This window comes from Nocardioides pinisoli, from assembly GCF_024199985.1.
Taxonomy (GTDB): domain Bacteria; phylum Actinomycetota; class Actinomycetes; order Propionibacteriales; family Nocardioidaceae; genus Nocardioides; species Nocardioides pinisoli.
Window position 1 is genome coordinate 783,978 of sequence record NZ_JANARS010000001.1, and the last position, 19,975, is coordinate 803,952.

A 19,975-nucleotide genomic window follows, 5' to 3' on the forward strand; every position below is an offset into this window, starting at 1 on the left:
GGTCGTCGTCATGTCCTCGACCATGCTCACCAAGCGCCGCGCAGTGGACCACTGCCGCGTGCGCTCGGCGCTGTGTCGAATGTCGTAGCGGTCCCACCGCTCGCCTGAGCCCTCCGTCCGGCCTGTCGTCGCCGGACCGCGCTCGGCCCCGTGGGACCCGTGCGCCGGGCCTCGTCCTGGCGCGTCCGGCCCCCGCCGTGCCGACCGACCTCAGGAGAGACATGACCACCACCGCCACGCCCAGACCCGCACAGGGTCCCGGCGCCCCCCTCCGTCCGGAGGGCGCGATCGACCCCCGCGCCCCGCAGCTCGCCGCCGCCCTGACCGCCGTCGTCCTGGTGGCCGTGCTGCTGCTGCCCACGCCGTACGCCGCCGGGCTGCTCGCCGTGCAGACGGCGCTGTTCGCCGTGGGCGCGGTGCGCGGGGTGCAGGCCACGCCGCACGCCTGGCTCTTCCGCACGCTGGTCCGCCCGCGGCTGGCACCGCCCACCGAGTGGGAGGCCCCCGAGCCGCCGCGCTTCGCCCAGGCCGTGGGCCTCGCGTTCGCGCTCGTCGGGCTGGTCGCCTTCGCGGCCGGCGCCACCGTGGTCGCCCAGGTCGCGGTCGGTCTCGCGCTCGTGGCCGCCCTGCTCAACGCCGTCTTCGCCTTCTGCCTGGGATGCGAGGTCTACCTGCTCGTCCGCCGCTTCATCGCCACCGCCTGACACGACTGTTCATCACACAAGGAGCACACCACCATGAGCCGCGAGAACTCGCTCGTCACCGCCCAGTGGGTCGAGGACAACCTCGACACCGACGGCGTCGTCCTCATCGAGGTCGACGAGGACACCACCGCCTACGACAAGGGCCACATCCGGGGAGCCATCAAGCTCGACTGGACCACCGACCTCCAGGACCAGGTCCGCCGCGACTTCGTCAACAAGGAGCAGTTCGAGGCGCTGCTGTCCGAGCGCGGCGTCAGCAACGACGACACCGTCGTGCTCTACGGCGGCAACAACAACTGGTTCGCCGCCTACGCCTACTGGTACTTCAAGCTCTACGGCCACGAGGACGTCAAGCTCCTCGACGGCGGCCGCAAGAAGTGGGAGCTCGACTCCCGCGAGCTGACCGACGAGCTGCCCACCCGCGAGAAGACGTCGTACACCGCGAAGGAGCAGGACACCTCCATCCGCGCCTTCCGCGACGAGGTCGTCGCCGCGATCGGCACGCAGAACCTCGTCGACGTGCGCAGCCCCGACGAGTACGCCGGCCGGCTGCTCGCCCCGGCCCACCTCCCGCAGGAGCAGGCCCAGCGCGCCGGTCACGTCCCGACCTCGGTCAACGTGCCGTGGAGCAAGAACGCCAACGACGACGGCACCTTCAAGTCCGACGACGAGCTCGCCGCGCTCTACGACGAGGTCGGCTTCGACATCGACAAGGACACCATCGCGCTGTGCCGCATCGGTGAGCGCTCGTCGCTCACGTGGTTCGTGCTGACCGAGCTCCTCGGCCGCAAGAACGTGAAGAACTACGACGGCTCGTGGACCGAGTACGGCTCGCTGGTCGGCGTCCCGGTCGCCCTCGGCGACGAGCCCGGCAGCGCTGACGGGAAGGGCAACTGACATGTGCGGAGCCAAGGAGGGCGGCCTGTCGCTCGACGGCGTCAACGTCGCCAAGGAAGCGGTGATCCAGGGCCAGGTGCTGCGCGCCGGCGACGAGCCGGTCGCCAACGCGTACGTCCGGCTGCTCGACCGCAGCGGCGAGTTCACCGCGGAGGTGCCGACGTCCGCGACGGGTCACTTCCGCTTCTTCGCCGGTGACGGCGAGTGGACCCTGCGGACGCTCGCGCCGAAGGCCGAGCCGGTCGACACCCGCGTCGTCGCCGCGACCGGGTCCGTCGCCGAGGTGCAGGTGCTCGTCAGCGCCTGACCCCAGCCTGGACGGCTCACTGGTCCAGACCACGAGAGGGACGCTCCGCGCGCTCAGCGCGGGGCGTTCCTCTCATTTTCGCCACTGTTCTCCCACACCCGAGGCAGCCGCGCCGCTCACGTCCTACCGTGGCAGCTCGGGCTGTCTGCCATGTCTTGGGCTGTGTCGGGAAGAGCGGAGGTGCGTGATGGTCGCTGAGATCGCTCCCGCGCCCGCGCTCGAGACCGACGAGCTCTGGCGCCTGACGATGGAGCACTCGCCGGTCGGGATGGCCATCGTGACACCGACGGGCGCGTTCCTGACGGCCAACGTCGCGCTGTGCGACATGCTCGGTCACGAGGCCGACGTGCTCATCACGAAGTCCTTCCAGGACATCACCCACCCCGCGGACCTCGACACCGACCTGCGGCTCTTCCAGCAGACGCTGGCGGGCGAGATCAGCTCCTACCGGATCACCAAGCGCTACCTCCGTGCCGACGGCAGCACGCTGGTCGGCGACCTCTCCGTCGCGCTGTTGCGCGACGCGATGGGCACCCCGATCCACTTCATCTCCCAGATCGTCGACCTCAGCGAGCGCCAGGCGTTCGTCGACCGGCTCGACGCGGCGGAGGCCGCGGCGGAGGCGGAGCGTCGTACGGCCCAGGCGGTCTTCGAGGGCGTCGCCGTCGGGCTCCTGCAGATCGACGCCCAGGGCCGCTACGTCGCCACCAACGGCCGGCACCGCGAGTTCCTCGACCTCGCCTTCCCCGAGGGCCACCGCGGCAGGGCGGGACAGCTCGGCTTCGCCTACGACGCCGACCAGCAGCCGCTCGACCACGACGACATGCCGTCGGTGCGGGCCTCGCGCGGCGAGGAGTTCGACGACGTACGCGTGTGGGTGGGCAAGGACCCGCACGCGCGCCGCGCGCTGTCGGTCTCCGCGCGCCGCGTGCTCGACCGCGCGGGCGAGCTGACCGGCGCCGTGCTGGCCTACCACGACATCACCGACTCAGTTCGTGCGATGGCCGTCAAGGACGAGTTCGTCTCGACGATCTCCCACGAGCTCCGCACGCCGCTCACGGCGGCGCTGGCCTACCTCGAGCTGCTCGACGAGTCGACCGACGTCAGCCCCGAGGGCCACCAGCAGGTGACCGCGGCGCGGCGCAACATGCTGCGGCTCTCGCACCTGGTCGCCGACCTCCTCTTCACCACGCGCGTCTCGGCCGGCTCGCCGCTGGTCGACCCCTACCGCGTCGACCTCGCCGTCCTGCTGTGCGAGGCGGTCGACGCGGCCTCGCTCGACGCCGACAACCGGGGTGTGCGCCTGGTCAGCCGGGTGCCGGACTCCCTGCCGGCCGACGCCGACGGGATGCGCCTGCGCCAGGTCTTCGACAACCTCCTCGACAACGCCGTCTCCTACAGCACCACGGGCGGCGTGGTCACCGTCGACCTCGGCGTCCGCGAGGGGCACGTGGTGCTCACGATCACCGACGAGGGCACCGGCATCGACGCGGCCGAGCTGGAGCAGGTGTTCGGCCGGTTCTACCGCGGCGAGAACGCCCGGCGCCTCCACATCGCAGGCACCGGCCTGGGCCTCACCATCGTGCGCAGCATCGTCGAGGCCCACGGCGGCGTGGTGTCGCTCGAGAGCACGCTCGGCGAGGGCACCAGCGTCTGCGTCATGCTGCCCCGCTAGCCGGCCCGTCCGGTCAGGCGGTGATCTGTGCGCTGCGGTTGAAACGCGACTTCGTGTCTCCGTCGAGGGAGTAGAAGAAGCCCGCGTAGCGTCCGACCAGCTCGGCCGGCATGCCGGAGAGCTGGGCCCAGAACTCGTAGTGGTTGCCGCCGTCCGGCGCAGGACCACGGTCGGGGTTGGCACCGAGGCCGGTGCGTGAGGTGTGGTGGGACTGATGCGTGACGAACCGGTAGAGCCACTCGCCGTCGGCGTCGGCCACGGCCCCGCCCGACCAGGACTGGTGCTGGCCGGCGATCGTCGGCTTGGCCTTGCCGGCGATCTGCGGGATCGCGACCACGACCACGATCTTCCCGACCACTCCGGGGTGTTCCTGGTGGGCGGCGATGCTGTCGGAGAAGACGCGCGCGAGGCTCGCAGTGGGCGAGGCATCCGTGTTCAGGACCTTGTCGGGCATGGCGTACGCCTCGACGGCGGTCGTCGTCGTCGCGGACTCCCGCCCGTCGGCGCGGGCGACGGCGGAGACCGTGAACGCGGGGCCCTGGAATCCGCGCCAGGGCAGCGCGGTCCGGGACCCGAGGTCGAGCGTGGCGTGGAAGTCGGCGGTCGCGGACGTGAGGACCAGGGTGTGGCTGTCGGCCAGCCCGGTGCTGGCTGAGCCCGATGCGGCGTCGGAGACGCTGTCGAAGACGCCGGGCGGCAGGGTCAGGCTCATCTGATAGCTGTCCGTAAAGCCCGTCACCGTCGCCGTCACCGAGACCTTCTCGGGCTGGTCGGTCAGGTAGGTGACCACCAGCCCGGTGACGGCCAAGGCCCCCGAGGTGTTGGCGAAGGCCGGTGCGGTCGTCGCGACGGTGACTGCCGGGATGGACCAGACGGCTCCCCGGACGGCGGCCCGCCTGCTGAGCACGGTCGATCCCATGCGTGTCTGGTCGGACACGGTGCCACCCCCACATATCGGCGAAAGCCGGCACCCCCACGGGCCGGTTCGGCGAGCGTAGGTCGACTTCCGGCCGATCCAGCCGGGCTGAAGGGAACGTGAGGGAAACCTTGATCCACCCCCCGACCGGTCTGGTCCGCTGGTGCAGACCTTCGGGCGGAGTGGGGTCAGGCGAGGATCAGCGCGAGCCCTTGCGTCGCCCGGCGGTGCTCTCGACGTAGTCGTCGGTGCCGTAGCCGTAGTGGCCGTAGTTGCCGGCGCCGACGGTCCGCTTGGAGACCCGGTTGAGGATGATGCCGAGCGGGCGGGCGTTGACGGTGCGCAGGTGGCCCAGGGCGTTGTCGAGCTCGGTGTCGAGCGTGCGCCCGGCCGAGACCACCACGAAGGCGCCGTCAGCCGCGTGGGCGACGACGGCGGCGTCGGTCACCGGCAGCAGCGGGGGCGCGTCGATGATGACCATGCCCTTCGCGCTGAGGTCGGCGATGACGCCGCGCATGGCCTGCGAGCCCAGGATCTCGCTGGGGTTGGGCGGGCGCGAGCCGGAGGTGAGGACGCTCAGCCCCTCGACCGTCGGGTGTGACTGGAGGGCGTCGACCAGCTCGAGGCGACCGGTGAGCACGTCGGTGAGGCCGACGGTGTCGTCGACTCCTGCCATCCCGGCAACGGCAGGGCGGCGCAGGTCGGCGTCGACGAGGGTCACCGCCTGGCCGGAGCCGGCGATCGCGGCGGCCAGGTTGGCCGCGACGGTCGACTTGCCCTCGCCCTGCTTGGGGCTGGTGACGACGATCGCCCGTGGCGGGTTGTCGACGTCCATGTAGGAGAGGTTGGTGCGCAGGCGGCGTACGCCCTCGGCGGCGAGGGCCGCGGTGCCGGTGCCGGTGCCCGTGCCGACGAAGATGCCCGGGGTCTTGCCCACGTCCGGGACCGAGCCCACGACGGGCACGCCCGTGTCGCGCTCGACGTCCTCGCTGGAGCGGATGCGGCGGTCGAGCAGCGAGCGGACGACGGCGTAGCCGAGCCCGAGCAGGGCGCCGAGCACGGCACCGAGCAGCACGTTGCGCTCGACCTGCGGGGAGACCGGGCTCGTCGGCAGCTGGGCCGACTCCGAGACCTCGATGCGCATGCCCTGGCCCTGGCTGCCGCTGGACTTGCCGGCCTCGATGCTCTTGACCCGCTGCGCGAGCGCGCCCACCCAGGCGTCGGCGAGCTGCTGCGCCTCCTCGGGCGTGCCCGCGCGGGCGGTGATCGAGATGATGACGGTGTCGGGGGTCTGGGCCGCGTCGATGTTGCCGACCAGGCCCTCGGGCGAGGTGTCGAGGCCGAGGTCGTCGATGACGAGCGAGGCGGTCTCGCGGTCCTTGGCGAGGACGACGTAGGACGCCGCGCGTGACTTGGACAGCGAGTCGTTGAGGCTGTCGAGTCCCGGGTCGCCGCCGCCGCCGGAGGTCACGAACCCCGACGAGCTGGCGGCGTAGACCTTGGGCTGGAGGCTGCTCCACCCGAAGGCGGCCAGCGCGGCCACGAGGACGAATGCCGTCACGGCGATCCAGTGGTTGCGCAGGACGCGCAGGTAGTCGGCGAGCTCCACCGGATCTCCTTTACTTTCCCGGATGTCTCGAGAAGCGTAGGTGCCACCGCGTGGAACGTCCCGCGAATCGGGTGCTCCGTGGGGAAGTACAACATTCATCGAGGAAATGCTCATTCGGGTAAAAGTCGGCGGTCCTCGCGATTTCGCTGTATAGCCTTCCGATCACCCGGACGGCAGGACGCTGACCGGCAGTGGTCGGGGGCGACCACTCTCAACTTCAGTGGGGGCACCACATGAGCGACCAGCTCACCAGTCAGTCACGCTCGAACGAGAGCGGCATCACCCGTCGGACCGCGCTGCGTGGGGCAGCGTGGTCCGCATCGGCGGTCACGGTCGTCGTCGCGGCGCCGGCGCACGCCAACACGTCGGGAGTGACGCCCACCGGCTCCGCTTCGACGAGTGGCAGCACTCGCGATGGGGCGACGCTCAACCTGAAGTCGCAGTTCACCGCCGGCCCCCAGACAGTCAGCGGCCTCACGGCTGTCGTCACGGTGAGCACGGGCACCATCGCGTCGGCCACGACGCCGGCCGGTTGGACGCGCACCGGACTTTCGGGGAGCACGGCGACATACACGTACAACGGCAACGTCGCTGGCGGAGCGGTCGCGGCGTTCGCACCGGTCGTGACGTTGTCGACGAACCCGACGACGTCGGTGACCTCGACCATCAACTTCACCTGGACCAAGACCGGAAGCGCATTGGTCTCGATTCCGCTCGCGTACGTTGCTCCCGCGGCCACGATTACCAACGCTGTCGCCCGCAAGTACAGCGAAGGCAGCACCAAGCACGTCGAGTTCAAGCTAGGCATCACGAACAGCAGCACGACGCAGACTCTTGCTCCGCTATCGTTGGACTTCACCTGGTCGGCGGATGTGGTGGGCAACCGCGCCACGCAGTTCACTGTCCTCACTCAGGGGCGCACCTGGAACACCACCCTGAGTGACCTGACCGCAGTGCTAGCCGGAGCCGGCCTGGCTCCGGGGCAGACTCTGAGCGTGACTGCGGACTTCGTCAACCCGAAGGACAATGCAAGCGGCTGGGTGAATGTCGAGGTCTTCTCTGGGTCAGTCAGCGCCTTCAAGTCTGCGAACGTCACTTACTGACCCAATTTCATCGGTCGCGACCGGAGTCCTGTCTGTCACTCAGGCGGGAGACCACCTCGGCCGCACGATTCCCAAGCACGCGGGGCACCGCCACAATGGCGTGGGGCGACAATTCATGCGTCGTGAACCTCGATGGGAGCAAGCTCTCGCTCAGGAGTCGCCTCGCTTCCGCAATGGAGCTAGGGGTGGGATCGAGTTCGCGAAGTCGGCGAACGAAGTTGATCCCGGGCACGGACAGCGGCTGATGCTGAGGAGTGGTCCCGTCCTGCTCGTGAAGCACCCGTCGACGTAACCCTGGGTCGACCCTCTGCATCGCGAGATGAACGATCGGCGGGGCTGCTGACGGCATCCCAAACTCGGTCACGGCCAAGCCGATGGACAGCAGCTGCTCTGGGCGCAGCGGACGATCGGCCCCGTGCCACGTATTGGGATCGGACGCGAGGACGTGGACGTCTAGCAGGCTCCGCAGCCACCTCCACCGGTCCCTGGCAGCATGACCGGACGAATGCGCCAACGCATCGTAGGGAGAGAGCGTCGGAATCGGATGGCCGTCGACGGACACGATGGTGCGACGCCTCCAGAGTGCGTCGAAGTCTGGGAAGGCTCCTCGCATCGGGACGAGGTGCCAGTGCAGGTCGACGTTGCTACGGGGGCCAATGAGCGTCAGCTCATTGCCGGTCTGCAGGTGGTGGCGCCATGCCCACGAGTGCCCCGGTATCGGAAAGCCCGGTGCTGGCGTCCACCCCGCCTCGTTGAGGACGCCATGGGCTCGGTCGACGTCTTGCGGAGGAACGAGCACGTCTAGGTCGCCAGCGCCGCGTATGGCGAAGTCACCATAGGCCTGCGCTGCGAGTGTCACGCCTTTGAAGGCCAACACGGGGATCCTCTCTGCGGCCAAGGCATCGCTGACCACGACTAGGTCGGCTGCCAGCTGCTTCGCTCCCGCTCGCTGACGGCCAGCCATCGCTTCCAGCTCAGAGCTTGCCTGCCTGGGAAGGGCGAGCCGGTCCAGGTTCGCCGCGATAGAGGGGACGACATGGTGAGCGCGAGCCGCAGCAACAAGGCTTGTGGGTCCAACGCGCTCCGGAAGGACCCAGGTCCCTGCAGTTCCTGCGCGCAGGTGTCGCAGCGCACTCCTCAGTGCGGTCACGCCTTCCGAACGCTCTTCGCCAGCCAGTTCTCCCGCTCGTCGCTCGGAGAACGACAATTCATCTCCCACCACCAGCAAGACCTTGTGGGCTGCGAGATCCCACACCTGCTGCCGAGTGAGATCTTCTGCCGAGTTGGGATCGTCGGGCGGGCCGAATGTCCTCACGACGTGTTCCGTCACAGCTTGGAGTGTGACTGTGCTCCCGTCCGGCACGGCTTCCAGGATCGTGGTGGCGATCGGCGAGAGGCCAAGGACGCTCTCGTCCACCATGACGACGCTGCGCTCGTCCTCGACGTAGTGGTCGGTCACGTTCCCGCGTCTCAAGATCACGACGGGACCGCTAACAGCCGGGTGAGCACCGCCGCCAGGTCTGCCGACTCTGCGTAGCGCACGCGCCTGGCGCCGCCGACGAGGTGGACCAGCTCGGCCAGGCGATGCAGCGGCTTGTCCATGCTGGGCAGGTAGGACGACTGCGGCGCAATGGCTGCAATAGCGTCCACGGTGTCCAACTTCTCGACCTGGGGCTCTCCCTCATGACCAGGGTCTCGCTCGATCATCAGCAGGGCTGCTAGCCGACCGTCCAAGTCGGTGGATCGCAGGCCGAGGGCAGACGGCGCGATCTGCTTCTTCACATGGCTGCCGTCGATGATCGACAGTGGCTTGCGGTACTGAAGGACGACGCCGTCGCGCGTGATGGCCGCGGTCTCGTCCGTCAGGTAGGCAAAGGTCTTGCCGAGGGTTAGCGACGCCGTGGTCTTGCCTGTGCCTGAGGCCGCGACCAACACGGCGGTTCGCCCGGTCTCGGTGTCGGCGAGAGCAGCAGCGTGCAGCATCACGAGCTGTCCGGCCCTGGCGTCAATCGCGGCGGTCGTGACGGCGGGGGAGAGGTGGTGGAGGGCGTTCTCGACGTCCGTCCCAGCGGCCTGCACCGCATCGGTGGTGGGCTCATCGTCCGTCAGCGCATCGCGCCACGCTTCCAGCACGGGCCCGCGGAGCGCATGGGACGTGCGTATCGGCACGACGACTCCAAAAGCCGAGACGTGGGCGACGACGTCCGCCTGCTCCTCAGTGCTGGGCATGGCCGCCACCCTAGGCCGGCCGGCGCGAAACTCGGCCGGGATAGGAAAAAGAATGGGCCCCCCGCGTGGGGTGCGGGGGGCTCCGGGCGCTCCGTGGGGTGAAGCGCAATTCTTGGCTCGTAGTGGGGGCACTTGACGAGCTGGACGTCTCGGCGGGGGCATTTGCCAATCTGTCTTGACTGAGTTTGCCAGACACGGCGCGCCTCCGCAGCATTTTTGACACAATCGCCGCGGGCGAACGATTCCCCTGTGTTCGCTCGGTCAGCCCCACACCCCACAAGGAGTTCCTCATGAAGACCATCGCTCGCCTCGTCGTCGCCGCCACCGCCATCGTCAGCATCGCCGGCATGGCGGCTCCGGTCAGCGCGGCCCCGCAGAACAACGTGCAGCAGCAGCGCAACGTGTGGTGCTGCTGATCCACGCTTGACTCGCGGTCGTCGGCGGCCTTGGCCCGCACGCGCGGGCTGAGGCCGGATCACCTCACACGCGGACCGGTGAGGCGACCGCCGAACGAGTGCGGAGACCGGTCGAGACCGCTGCGCGACGGTAGGCGTCGCGGGCGGCCTCGGCCAGGTCGACGCTCTCGAGCAGAGCCGCGAGGTCGAACCACGACTGGGCAGCGGCCTTGTCGGCACCGATTGCCGACAGCCGCAAGACGGCTTGCTGGTAGAAGTCGGCTGCCGCATCCATCCGACCCTCGGCGGCACACGTCCGGCCCGCCAACGTCAGCGCCTCCGCCTCCGCCAAGGGCGCGTGCCCGCTCGAAGTGGCTTCGACCTCGATGATGAGTTCACGAGCCTGCTCCAGCTCGCCGGAGAGATAGGCAGCGCGAGCCAAGCCGAGCAGCGTCCACGCACGGTCGGTGGGTGACGCGCTGCTCCACTCCATCTCGGAGACTGCCTGCGTGAGGTTCTCGCGCGCCTCATCAACTGCGGGCGGGTCCAGCTCGAGCTGCAGGCGGCCGACCTCGGTGCGCAGCCGCGCGAGATTGCGAGCGTCCTGGCCCTCGCTGAGCAGGGCGAGCGCCCTCTCGGCGAGCGGCACCGCGGCTGCGATGTCACCTCGGTTGGCCTGCATGACGCTGGCGTTCCAATACGCAGACGCGCGGGCGCGCGAGGAGTCGAGGGTTTCCGCCTGGGAGATGGCCTTGCTGCACAGCCGAACGGCGTGGGCGGTATCGCCCCGCTCGAAGTACGCGGCGGCGACTGTCACAGAGAGCTGCACTGCTTCATCGCTGGCCTCGAGGCCGGCGGTGCTGAGCTGCGACAGCACCTCCTCGCCACAGGTGATCGCGCGGCCGAGGTCACCGGTCTCGCGGTGGATGCGGCTCAAGGCAATCCCAGCCCTGATGCGACCGAGGCTGCTGAGAGCGTCGTTGGCAACAAGCGACTCGAGCTCGATGATCGCCTCGTCCTCGCGGCCGCGTGCCTCGAGGGAGCGAGCCTGCAGGAGCGCGGCGCGTTCGCGCGCTCCGGTACCTGGAACGTTATCCAGCTCGCACAACGCGGCGTCGATGTGCTGAGCGGCCTCGTCGGGCTCTCCAGACTCGAGTGCGAGCTCGGCGTAGTCGAGGGCGAGACGGACCTCGTCAGGGTCCGCGCCGGGCTCGGGGTCGAGCAGTGATTCGATGGTTACGTCGAGCCGGGCCGCGAGAGCGGTGAGCGCTTTCACCGTCGGTCGGCGCGCGCCGGTCTCTAGGCGAGAAAGGTAGGCAACCGACATCGCGTCGCCGACGACATCGCCTTGCGTAAGACCTTGAGCGACGCGAATCGAGCGCAACCGCCGGCCTAGGTCGTGGGCATCGGACTGGGCGAGCAGTTCGGCCTGACGAGCGTCCATTCGGCCATTGTGAGGGTCGAGCGAGCCAAGTTGTTGAATTCTGGCAAAAACGATCCGTCAGGTTTGCTGTGATTGCCGTGCGCGGCCATCGCCTCGCTTCACCACACAGTGGCAGGTGCCGGTAACTCGACAGCACGAGGGCCCCCGTAGGGGTGGGTTGCGGGTAACGGGTGAGGAACAACACGGTCCACTAACGGTTCGTCTTGGTTCAACTTTCCACGAAGTGGCCCTCCGTCGCTTAGCGTATGTACGTCAGTCAGGAGTTGGTTGACGTCGTTCCCGGGGGTCTCGGGGTTCAAGTCATCCGTGGGGGATGCAATGTCCGTAGTGAGTCGTGCGCCCGAGGCTGCTCTGCCTCGACCGAAGGTGCTGCATCGTTCGATCCAGGCCACCGTCCATGAGGCTGACGGAGCGGTCGAGTGGCGCCGACGACACGCCCGCGCCCTCCTGCTCGGTGATCTCTTCGTCCTCGCGCTCGCGCTCGGGACGGCCCAGGTGATCCGCTTTGGTTCAGCTGCTGCTCCCGAGGTGGACGGTCTGGGCGTGACCTATCCCGCCCTCGGGCTGGTTCTGGCTGTGGTGTGGTGGGCGTCGCTCCAGATCCACCAGTCGCGGAGTCCGCTCATCGTCGGACACGGACCGGACGAGTACCGGCGCGTGATCGTCGCGACATTTCGCGTGTTCGCGGTCATGGCCATGATCTCCCTGGCGTTCCAGATCGACGCGTCGCGCCTTTATCTCGCCACAGCATTCCCTCTGGGTCTCGCCGGACTGCTGGTCGAGCGAAAGCTCGCACGTGTGGGGCTGCACCGTGCGCGTACTCGCGGGGCGGCGACGACGAAAGTCCTCGTCGTCGGCGGTGCTCGATCTGCTGCACAGCTCACCCGCTGGTTCGACAAGCACCCGACTGCGGGGTACGCGGTGGGCGGTGTGTGGGTGCCGGACGCACGCACTCCGATCGCGAGCCTGGACGGGTTCGTCGGTCACATTCCGGTCATGTCGGCCAGCCTCGACTTCGCCGAGGCCCTCACCGTCTCAGGGGCAGGAGCGGTCGTGGTGACCGATACCGAGCACCTCGGGCACGAGTCCTTGCGAGACCTCACCTGGCAACTTGAAGGCACCGGGGTGGAGCTCATGATCTCGCCCAACGTCCTTGATGTGTCATCCGCGCGCCTGCACCTGAACGACGTCTCGGGCATGCCGATGCTGCACTTGCGGGAGCCGCAGTACGCCGGTGCCGACCGCTTCCTCAAGCGCGCATTCGACTTCGTTGGGGCAGCCACGATCCTGTTCATCCTCGCCCCCGTGCTCCTGGTCACCGCGCTTGCGATCAAGCTCGACTCGCGGGGACCTGTCTTCTACCGCCAAGAGAGGGTCGGGCGTCACCGCGCGATCTTCAAGATGACCAAGTTCCGCTCCATGGCGGTTGACGCCGAGCAGCGGCTGGATGGACTGCGGGCGCTCAACGAGTCCGACGCTGTCCTGTTCAAGATTCGGCACGACCCCCGGGTCACGCGTGTCGGACGGTTCATCCGACGCTATTCCATCGACGAGCTTCCGCAGCTGCTCGACGTGTTGCGCGGCGAGATGAGCCTGGTCGGCCCGCGTCCATCCCTCGCTGCTGAGGTGGAGCAGTACTCGGTCCAGATGGGCCGGCGGATGTACGTACGACCCGGCATGACCGGCCTGTGGCAGGTGTCAGGCCGCAGCGACCTGTCGTTCGACGAGGCCGAGCGCCTCGACCTCGCCTACGTGGACAACTGGTCCATCACCGGCGATCTCATGATCATGCTGCGCACCGTGCGCGCCGTCACTCGGGGACAAGGGGCCTACTGATGACTCAAGCCGGCGATCTAGAGGTAAGGGCCGGGGTAATCCCGCGCACCGCCACACTGGTAGCGCATGAATGGATCGAGGCCATCGGCGGTGCCGAGGTGGTTTTGAAGGAGTTGCTGGACGTTCTGCCTGGCGCCGATGTGATGTGCCTGTGGGACGACGCACCGGGTCGGTTTGGCCGGGACATTCAAGAATCTGTACTGGCAGAGTCGTGGCTGCGTGGGCGGAAGGCCCTCAGCCTGCCAGTCATGCCTCGCGCATGGAACACCGTTCCGCTCGGGGACTACCAGAACGTGGTCGTGTCCTCCCACGCTTTCGCCCACCACCTCGCGGGTCGCGCGGCTCGCGAGGGGCGCAACGCCCATGTCTATGTGCACACGCCCGCCCGGTACATCTGGGCTCCGGAGGTGGAGATTAGGGGCCGCGCCGCACACGTGAGGGCGGCCAGCATCCCCTTGAAGAAGATCGACCGCCGGGCAACGCACTCGGGAGTGCGGTACGCCGCCAACAGCGAGTTCATCCGCGAGCGGATCCAGCGGTCGTGGGATCGGGACGCGACCGTGATCTATCCCCCGGTCGACGTCGAGCGCATTGGAGCCGTGACCAGGTGGAGAGACGCTCTGTCGGCCGAAGAGGACCGGCTCTTCTCTGTTCTTCCGAGTGACGGCTACATCCTCGGGGCCTCGCGTTTGGTGTCCTACAAGCGGCTCGATAAGGCAATTGAGGTAGGCGAGGCGCTGGGAATGCCAGTGGTCATCGCCGGATCGGGCCCGGAGGAGGCTGCGCTGCGGGAGCGGGGCGCATCCGCGACGGTGCCAGTGCTCTTCACCGGTCGGGTGAGCGATGAGCAGCTCTATGCTCTGTACCAGGAGGCGAGCCTGTTCGTGTTCATGCCGATCGAAGACTTCGGGATCATGCCTGTGGAGTGCATGGCTGCTGGCACTCCGGTTTTGGTGAACTCGATTGGAGGAGCGAGGGAGAGTGTGAATGCAGTGGGCCTCGGCGCCGAGGCAGAGCTCGACGTGTCGCGCTCTGAGTTGGCCGCTGCCGCCGATCGGGCGCTCCTGAGTACCGCCACGCGGCGTGACGATGCGACCTACGAGTTCTCCCGCACCAGCTTCCGCCACAAGATCCACAAATGGATCGAGGAGACAACATGACCCATGTCCTCGTTCTCGGGACGGCGGAATGGGATCAAGCAATCGCGACCAACCAGCACTACGCAGTACGCGAGCTTTCCGAGCAACACGAGGTCACGTACGTCGAATCCATGGGATTGCGACGCGTCGAGCTTACCTGGCGCGACGCTCGGCGGATCTGGGGTCGGCTGCGCCGCGCGAAGGCTGCAGGGCGTACGACGACCGCACGGGTGGTCCCCACGGGTGCGCGCATCGTCTCGCCGGTGGTGGTTCCGTACCACCGTGGCCCGATTCGAGTGCTGAACGCGTGGCTCTTGCGCCGTCAGGTGCGGCCGTGGCTGTCGTCGGGGGACGACAGGGTGTTGTGGCTTTACACCCCAGTTACGTATGGGCTTGATCGCGACGCAAGCGCAACGGTCTATCACTGCGTAGATCTGCTCGGGACTTTCCCTGGCATCGACGCGGGACTGATCGAGCGCGCGGAGGCAGACGTCGCTCTTGCTGGGGCCGTTGCTGCGGGATCCAGCCCAGCTGTCGTCGAACACCTCGTCTCCATGAAGTTCGAACTTGTTCTCTCGTGGCCCAATGTGGCTGATCTGGAGGTCTTTGGGCACGAGTCCGACGATGCGCCGGAAACTCTGCCGCAAGCTGTCTTCGCAGGAAACCTCACTGCCCGAAAGGTCGACTTCGATCTTCTACGAGCACTTCTGCAGCAAGGCGTCAAACTACATCTAGCTGGTCCGGTGTCGGAGGGAGGCGGAGCAGACCAGAAGCTGGTTGATGACCTTATGGCTGCTGGCGCGGTCCACCATGGGCTGCTGTCGCCAGCCGAGCTCGCTCATCTCTATCGCCAGTGCACCGTAGGTTTGATTCCCTATGTGGAGAGCGACTACACCCAGGGCGTGAGCCCGCTCAAGACCTACGAGTACCTTGCTGCAGGACTTGCTGTGGTATCGACCGGTGTGCCCTCTGTCGCCCCTGTTGCTGGGGACGTCGTGGTGTGCGAGCCGCGTACGTTCGTCCCTGAAGTCGTCTCAGCCGTGTCCGCCGGTGTCCCCAATAAGGACACAGCGGCTCGTCGGCGGGCAATCGCGTCCGATCACGGATGGTCCGCTCGAGGCGAAGAGATGCGCCGGCTAGTGGACTCGCTCATCGCAGAGTCTGGGAATCTGCGGGCGAGCCGCCCGTGACCCGTCCAGTGCACATCGCCATTGTTGTCGGGGCCGGGGCCTTCGGTGGGGCGGAGAAGTATCTTCAGCTGCTGGCGGGAGAGCTGATCCGGTTAGGTCACCGCGTGACGTTGGTGGGCCGCTTTGAGGGCGATCTGCCCGACGCCGTGCAGCGAGTGAGTGTCCCGCTAGGTCCCAAATGGGGACTCAAGACGTGGCGCACCTCATTGCTTAATGCGCGGCGCGAACGACGTCAACTGTTGGACGTGTTGGAGCAGATTCAGCCGGATGTGATTCACCTCCAGTACAAACGGGAGCAGATCCTTCTGTCAGGACCTGCATCGCGGCTCGGCCGAGTGGTGTGGACCGAACATGGTGTGCTCCCCGCTGGATTGGCTGGGCTCGTGCTTGCAGGCGCCTACAAGCGAGCGGCGCGTTCTGTCTCGCTAGTAGTGGCAGTGTCGGATGCCGTGGGTTCGGCAGTGCTCCAGACTGCTGGCGTTCCCCCTCATAAAGTACGCGTGATCTTGAATGCGGTGGATACCCAGGCGATCCGGCCAGGCCCGAGCGAGCGGCGTGCCGCACGGGCGCACTTCGCCTTCTCTCACGATCGGCGTGTGATCTGTTGTCTGTCACGACTTGAGTACCCAAAGGGCGTAGACCGGCTCATTGCTGCTCTGAGCGAACTCCCGCAGGAGTTTGTTCTCTTGATCGCCGGGGCCGGAGATGCCTCCAGCGAATTGAAGGAAGCCGCAGCACCGTTCAATTCTCGTGTCATCTTTACTGGGCACCTAGACGACGTGCGGCAAGTTCTTCACGCCTCGGACGTATTTGCGCTTCCATCACGTGCGCCGGAGGGGTTGCCTTTGAGTCTGCTCGAGGCTATGGCTGCCGGGCTACCTACCGTGGTCACGGCAGACGCCGGACTCGCGGACAAGGCTCACGAGTTAGGGGCGATTGTGAGCGACCCGTCCCCCGAGGGGCTGGCTGCATCGCTGCGCCGGGCTCTGGAGGAGCACGATCATGCTGTGCGGTCACGAGGCGCAGTTCTCCGCTACGGTCTGCCGGCATGGGGCGAGGCGACGGAAGCCGCATTTGTGCGAGGGCAGCAGTCGTGACCGATCGATGTCAGACGGTGCGCAGTCTGGCGAATCCCGCGCAGACCCCTGCTGGCGCGGACTTCTACACACCGTCAAATGAGCCCACTCGATCTGCCTGCTCGAGATTGTGGCCCGTAAGCCCGGTGGCGTAACTAGTGCCGCGCGCTGGGGTTTATGCGCTCTCAGTCGTGTTGCTGGCGCTGGCGAGTCTGCTGGCAATTCCGGCCATGGTTGCCGCTGGCGGCGCCTCCGCCTGGGCGGCGGCAGCGGTAGGGCAGTCTTTGGGCGCCGTCTGCTTCGTCCTTGTCAGCTTCGGCTGGGGCGTCAACGGTCCCGCCGAAGTTGCAGGGTTGACAGCGCCGGAGCGCCGCGTTTACTTCGCGAACTCGGTGAAGGCAAGGGTGGTGCTTGCGATGGTGTTCCTCCCCACCCTCGCAGTAGTCGCGGGAGGGCTTGCTCCCTCGTACGCCGGATACGCCGCCCTCGGGTTGTTGAGCACCGGACTCACGGGATGGACCTCCGGCTGGTACTTCATCGGCACGCGCAGCGCGTGGACCCTGTTCTTTGTGGACACAATCCCGAGGATTATCGGAACGTTCATCGGAATTGGGATGACAGTCGGATTCGGATTGTCCGCGTGGTGGTGCTTGGCGGGCACGACCCTGGGGGTGTTCGCGGCCGCGGTTCTGCAGACCGGTCTTGTTCTAGGACGTGATCTTTCAATCGTTCGCATGACGTCAATCCGAGACGCTCTTCGCGCGCAGTTGGGTTCTGCATGGGTGGGCTTGGTAGGCGCGGCCTACCTCGCGCTACCTATCGCGCTGGTCGCGCGGGTTGATGCTTCAGCACTCACCACGTTCGCCATGATGGACAAGCTCATGAAACAAGGCACTACTGCGATGGGACCGATTCACAGCGCCTTGCAGGGCTGGGTACCGCACGGCGTTGATGCCGCGAGCATCCGTCGGCGAAGCACGGTGGCGATCCGTGTGAGTGCGCTGTTGGTCGTCGCAGCCACGGTCGGTGCCAGTCTCGTGGGCGAACCGGTCGCGTCGCTTCTCTCCGCCCGAACGATCCAGTTGAGTCCGATCGAAGCCGGCCTCATTGGTCTGGCGGGCGGTCTGTACTTCCTCGAGGGGGTGATGGCGCGGGCAGCGTACGTACCCATACTTGGCACCCGAGGCTTGGCCTGGCGCACATCCGTCGGCGTCTGCATTGGCCTTTTGGCAATCGTGTTCTTGACCATGGTGGGTGGGGCTGCAGGCGCAATGGCGGGATTCGGTTTGGGACTCGTCGTCCGTCTCACGCTCGTCGGCCTACGCGTAGGCGCGGTCACCCGTCATACGTGATCGAGAAGGCCCCAAAGGTCGAAGTAGTCGAGCGTTGCCCGCATCTGGGCATCGTTCTGCGACTCGCCGACGTTTGTTCGGAAGAGGCCGACGCGCTGCGATCCGCGTCTTGTGGGGGGATCTAAAGGCCTGGGGCCGACTTGGCGTGTCGGTGTTTGTTCAAGCAACGCCATCGCCTTGAACCAGATGTCGTCCGCGGTCGGACAAAGGTTCATAGCGAGGTCCATGTCGCTGACGGTCGCGGAAAGTGATTCAGGCGGATAGAGAATCCCTCCGACGCCAGTAAGGAACGTGCGGTTGGGTGGTGTGTTACGGGTGGCAGGCGGCCACTCGACATAGGGGGCCAGTTCGCGCTTGCAGCCGGTGATTCTCGTCCCACGGTGACCAACGATGGAGTTCGCATCCGCAAGGTGCGCAGTGAGCAGGTCGCGGAGCCAACTCCGCGGGTAGTAGACGTCATCATCTGCTGTGATCAACGTCCGTGCTGGGAGCGACTCCAGCGTTGGGATCAACTTCTTGTAACTGCGCGTGTTGCCGGGCACCATGACAATCTTCAGGCCGCGTTCCTGGAGCGCGAGAAGACTTCTGGGCAGGTCAACTCCGGCGAACTCGTCACGAGAGAGGGTCAAATGGATGCTGGCTGGTGTTACGTCACCCCTGAGAATGGATCTGATCGTTAACGCCACCCCGCCAATCCTGGCGGGAAATGTTGTCAACGTGACGACAGCATCCGTCGTGCTGCCCGTGCATCGATCCTGAGGGCGGAGCGGCAACTGCGTGCGTAGGTTGGCGGACGCCCGGTGGACTTGTGCGGTGGCACGATTCATGCAGGCAGGTGTTCCTGTGTGAGGGCCGAGCGACGCGACGGGACCGGAGGTGACGGCATCGAGCTCGGCCACAGTGACACGCAGAAGAGTGTGGCTGCCAACATGAGAGATCGCGGCTCTCCGTACACAGAGGTGTTGTCGCCCATGCCATGGGAGAAAACCCACAACATGCCAGACCAAGCCCAGCATCGGGCGGTCAGGTCGCCCGGAGATTCAGGGACGAGCATCAGCCGGCGAAGCCCCAGCCCAAGGGTGATCGCAATGAATGCCACCGTCAACGCGGCTGCGACGAGCCCCGCGTCCGCCCAAGCGGATATCACCACATTGTGCGGCGGCCAGTCGCTTCGGCCGATGAGCCTCTCCATTGCAGGCTTCCATCCACCGAATCCCAATCCGAGGATTGGATTCTCCCTGAAGAGATCCAGCGCTGCCCCCCAGAGGCGCATCCGGGTGTCGAAGCTGAACTCGGATTTGGTGCTGAAGACCGGAAACACCCGTTGCAGAACGGTTGGCAACAAAATCGCGGCGATTGCTGCGAACGGGGCGAGGACAACCAACTCGCGTCGCCCGGACCTGCTACGCGCCGCCCTACGGAGGGCCACGACCACCAAGGGCACGATCACTGCGAGGACTGCCCCGGTCTTCGACCCGGTGAAGAACACAGCGGCGAAGGCGGTGAGGCCGACGAGTCGGAATCGAATCCGAGGACCAACCGCATTGGCCGCGAGCAGGGAGACGGCGCTGATGCCGAGCAGGAGCGAGGCCGCATTCCCATTGACAATGAGGCCGCCAGCCTTTTCGGGGTCGATCACGTTGTTGGCCGCTTCTCCGGTCAGCGCGAGACCGGTGGATCCGAGCAGCGGCACCATGGCCGGTGACGCATAAAAGGCCGCTTCGACGCTTGGGTCGAGTCGGAAGGCAACCGTAAGAACACTCTGGAGGGCCACCCACAACAGGGAGGCGTCAGCCACGATCGATAGAGCGTTGACCCGCTCGTCGAGAGCTCTCCACACAACCAAGAGGCCGCCGACAAACATTACGAGACGAGCCCCCACGATCACTGCTTGCTCGGCGTCTAATGACCAGACAATGGCTAGGAGCGAGGCGGCGACCAGTCCGGCAATCACGCTAGTCCCCGGAGGCGCAGACCGACGCCTTCGCATCGTGCTCTCCGTGAGGGCGCACACGGCTGCGCCCAGCAGCCAGACTTGGGCCAGCGGAAGTTCCACGCCTGGGATAAAGAACTGAGGAATGCAGAGGAATGCGGTCGTCCACA

The 19,975-nt window shown here is 66.8% G+C and carries 18 protein-coding genes; 11 read left to right on the top strand and 7 right to left on the bottom strand.

Annotation, left to right across the window (positions count from 1 at the left end):
• Positions 1-221: 221 nt before the first annotated feature.
• The 4 genes from NCI01_RS03775 (at position 222) to NCI01_RS03790 (ending at position 3,583) form a co-directional block, all read left to right on the top strand.
• Positions 222-704 (top strand): DUF4395 domain-containing protein, encoded by a 483-nt coding sequence (locus NCI01_RS03775; RefSeq protein WP_254180124.1) that lies wholly within the window; start codon positions 222-224, stop codon positions 702-704.
• 33 nt (positions 705-737) lie between these two features.
• Positions 738-1,601 carry a sulfurtransferase gene (locus tag NCI01_RS03780; protein WP_254180125.1) on the top strand — a complete coding sequence of 288 codons (864 nt, stop codon included), beginning with the start codon at positions 738-740 and terminating at the stop codon, positions 1,599-1,601.
• Position 1,602: 1 nt separating this feature from the next.
• Complete coding sequence (locus NCI01_RS03785) at positions 1,603-1,908, top strand: DUF1416 domain-containing protein (RefSeq protein ID WP_254180126.1); 306 nt, start codon at positions 1,603-1,605, stop codon at positions 1,906-1,908.
• Positions 1,909-2,095: 187 nt separating this feature from the next.
• The gene (locus NCI01_RS03790; protein ID WP_254180194.1) at positions 2,096-3,583 is read left to right on the top strand and encodes a sensor histidine kinase; all 1,488 of its coding nucleotides are present in this window, start codon (positions 2,096-2,098) and stop codon (positions 3,581-3,583) included.
• 13 nt (positions 3,584-3,596) lie between these two features.
• Here NCI01_RS03790 and NCI01_RS03795 read toward each other — a convergent pair whose 3' ends face one another.
• Together NCI01_RS03795 and NCI01_RS03800 are read right to left on the bottom strand one after the other, a co-directional pair.
• Positions 3,597-4,502, bottom strand: coding sequence for a hypothetical protein (locus NCI01_RS03795; protein WP_254180127.1), 906 nt, complete (start codon positions 4,500-4,502; stop codon positions 3,597-3,599).
• A 196-nt stretch (positions 4,503-4,698) separates the two neighbouring features.
• The gene (locus tag NCI01_RS03800) at positions 4,699-6,108 is read right to left on the bottom strand and encodes a tyrosine-protein kinase domain-containing protein (protein WP_254180128.1); all 1,410 of its coding nucleotides are present in this window, start codon (positions 6,106-6,108) and stop codon (positions 4,699-4,701) included.
• Between the two features lie 233 nt (positions 6,109-6,341).
• On the opposite strand from NCI01_RS03800, the gene NCI01_RS03805 reads away from it, so the two are divergent.
• Positions 6,342-7,211 (top strand): hypothetical protein, encoded by an 870-nt coding sequence (locus NCI01_RS03805; protein WP_254180129.1) that lies wholly within the window; start codon positions 6,342-6,344, stop codon positions 7,209-7,211.
• Between the two features lie 7 nt (positions 7,212-7,218).
• On the opposite strand, the gene NCI01_RS03810 is transcribed toward NCI01_RS03805, so the two are convergent.
• Positions 7,219-8,670, bottom strand: a complete 1,452-nt coding sequence (locus tag NCI01_RS03810; protein ID WP_254180130.1) for a nucleotidyltransferase domain-containing protein — start codon at positions 8,668-8,670, stop codon at positions 7,219-7,221.
• A gap of 17 nt (positions 8,671-8,687) precedes the next feature.
• A complete protein-coding gene (locus tag NCI01_RS03815; protein ID WP_254180131.1) occupies positions 8,688-9,440 on the bottom strand; it encodes a hypothetical protein in 753 nt (250 codons plus the stop codon).
• A 290-nt stretch (positions 9,441-9,730) separates the two neighbouring features.
• Between NCI01_RS03815 and NCI01_RS22010 the strand changes: the two genes are divergently transcribed.
• Positions 9,731-9,856, top strand: a complete 126-nt coding sequence (locus NCI01_RS22010; protein WP_302181440.1) for a hypothetical protein — start codon at positions 9,731-9,733, stop codon at positions 9,854-9,856.
• 64 nt (positions 9,857-9,920) lie between these two features.
• On the opposite strand, the gene NCI01_RS03820 is transcribed toward NCI01_RS22010, so the two are convergent.
• On the bottom strand, positions 9,921-11,279 hold the full coding sequence (locus tag NCI01_RS03820) for a helix-turn-helix domain-containing protein (RefSeq protein WP_254180132.1): 1,359 nt from the start codon (positions 11,277-11,279) through the stop codon (positions 9,921-9,923).
• Between the two features lie 327 nt (positions 11,280-11,606).
• Between NCI01_RS03820 and NCI01_RS03825 the strand changes: the two genes are divergently transcribed.
• From NCI01_RS03825 to NCI01_RS03845, 5 genes are all read left to right on the top strand, one after another.
• On the top strand, positions 11,607-13,115 hold the full coding sequence (locus NCI01_RS03825) for a sugar transferase (RefSeq protein WP_254180133.1): 1,509 nt from the start codon (positions 11,607-11,609) through the stop codon (positions 13,113-13,115).
• Positions 13,115-14,275: a glycosyltransferase gene (locus NCI01_RS03830; RefSeq protein ID WP_254180134.1), complete on the top strand. Its 1,161-nt coding sequence runs from the start codon at positions 13,115-13,117 to the stop codon at positions 14,273-14,275. The genes NCI01_RS03825 and NCI01_RS03830 overlap by 1 nt, the downstream gene beginning before the upstream one ends.
• Positions 14,272-15,444 (top strand): glycosyltransferase, encoded by a 1,173-nt coding sequence (locus tag NCI01_RS03835; RefSeq protein ID WP_254180135.1) that lies wholly within the window; start codon positions 14,272-14,274, stop codon positions 15,442-15,444. The genes NCI01_RS03830 and NCI01_RS03835 overlap by 4 nt, the downstream gene beginning before the upstream one ends.
• Positions 15,441-16,541, top strand: coding sequence for a glycosyltransferase family 4 protein (locus NCI01_RS03840; RefSeq protein WP_254180136.1), 1,101 nt, complete (start codon positions 15,441-15,443; stop codon positions 16,539-16,541). The genes NCI01_RS03835 and NCI01_RS03840 overlap by 4 nt, the downstream gene beginning before the upstream one ends.
• A 170-nt stretch (positions 16,542-16,711) precedes the next feature.
• Positions 16,712-17,872 (top strand): hypothetical protein, encoded by a 1,161-nt coding sequence (locus tag NCI01_RS03845; RefSeq protein ID WP_254180137.1) that lies wholly within the window; start codon positions 16,712-16,714, stop codon positions 17,870-17,872.
• Here NCI01_RS03845 and NCI01_RS03850 read toward each other — a convergent pair.
• Positions 17,863-18,558: a hypothetical protein gene (locus NCI01_RS03850; RefSeq protein WP_254180138.1), complete on the bottom strand. Its 696-nt coding sequence runs from the start codon at positions 18,556-18,558 to the stop codon at positions 17,863-17,865. The two genes, NCI01_RS03845 and NCI01_RS03850, sit on opposite strands and share 10 nt — an antisense overlap.
• Positions 18,559-18,695: 137 nt before the next feature.
• Positions 18,696-19,826: an O-antigen ligase family protein gene (locus NCI01_RS03855; RefSeq protein ID WP_254180139.1), complete on the bottom strand. Its 1,131-nt coding sequence runs from the start codon at positions 19,824-19,826 to the stop codon at positions 18,696-18,698.
• Between the last annotated feature and the right edge of the window lie 149 nt (positions 19,827-19,975).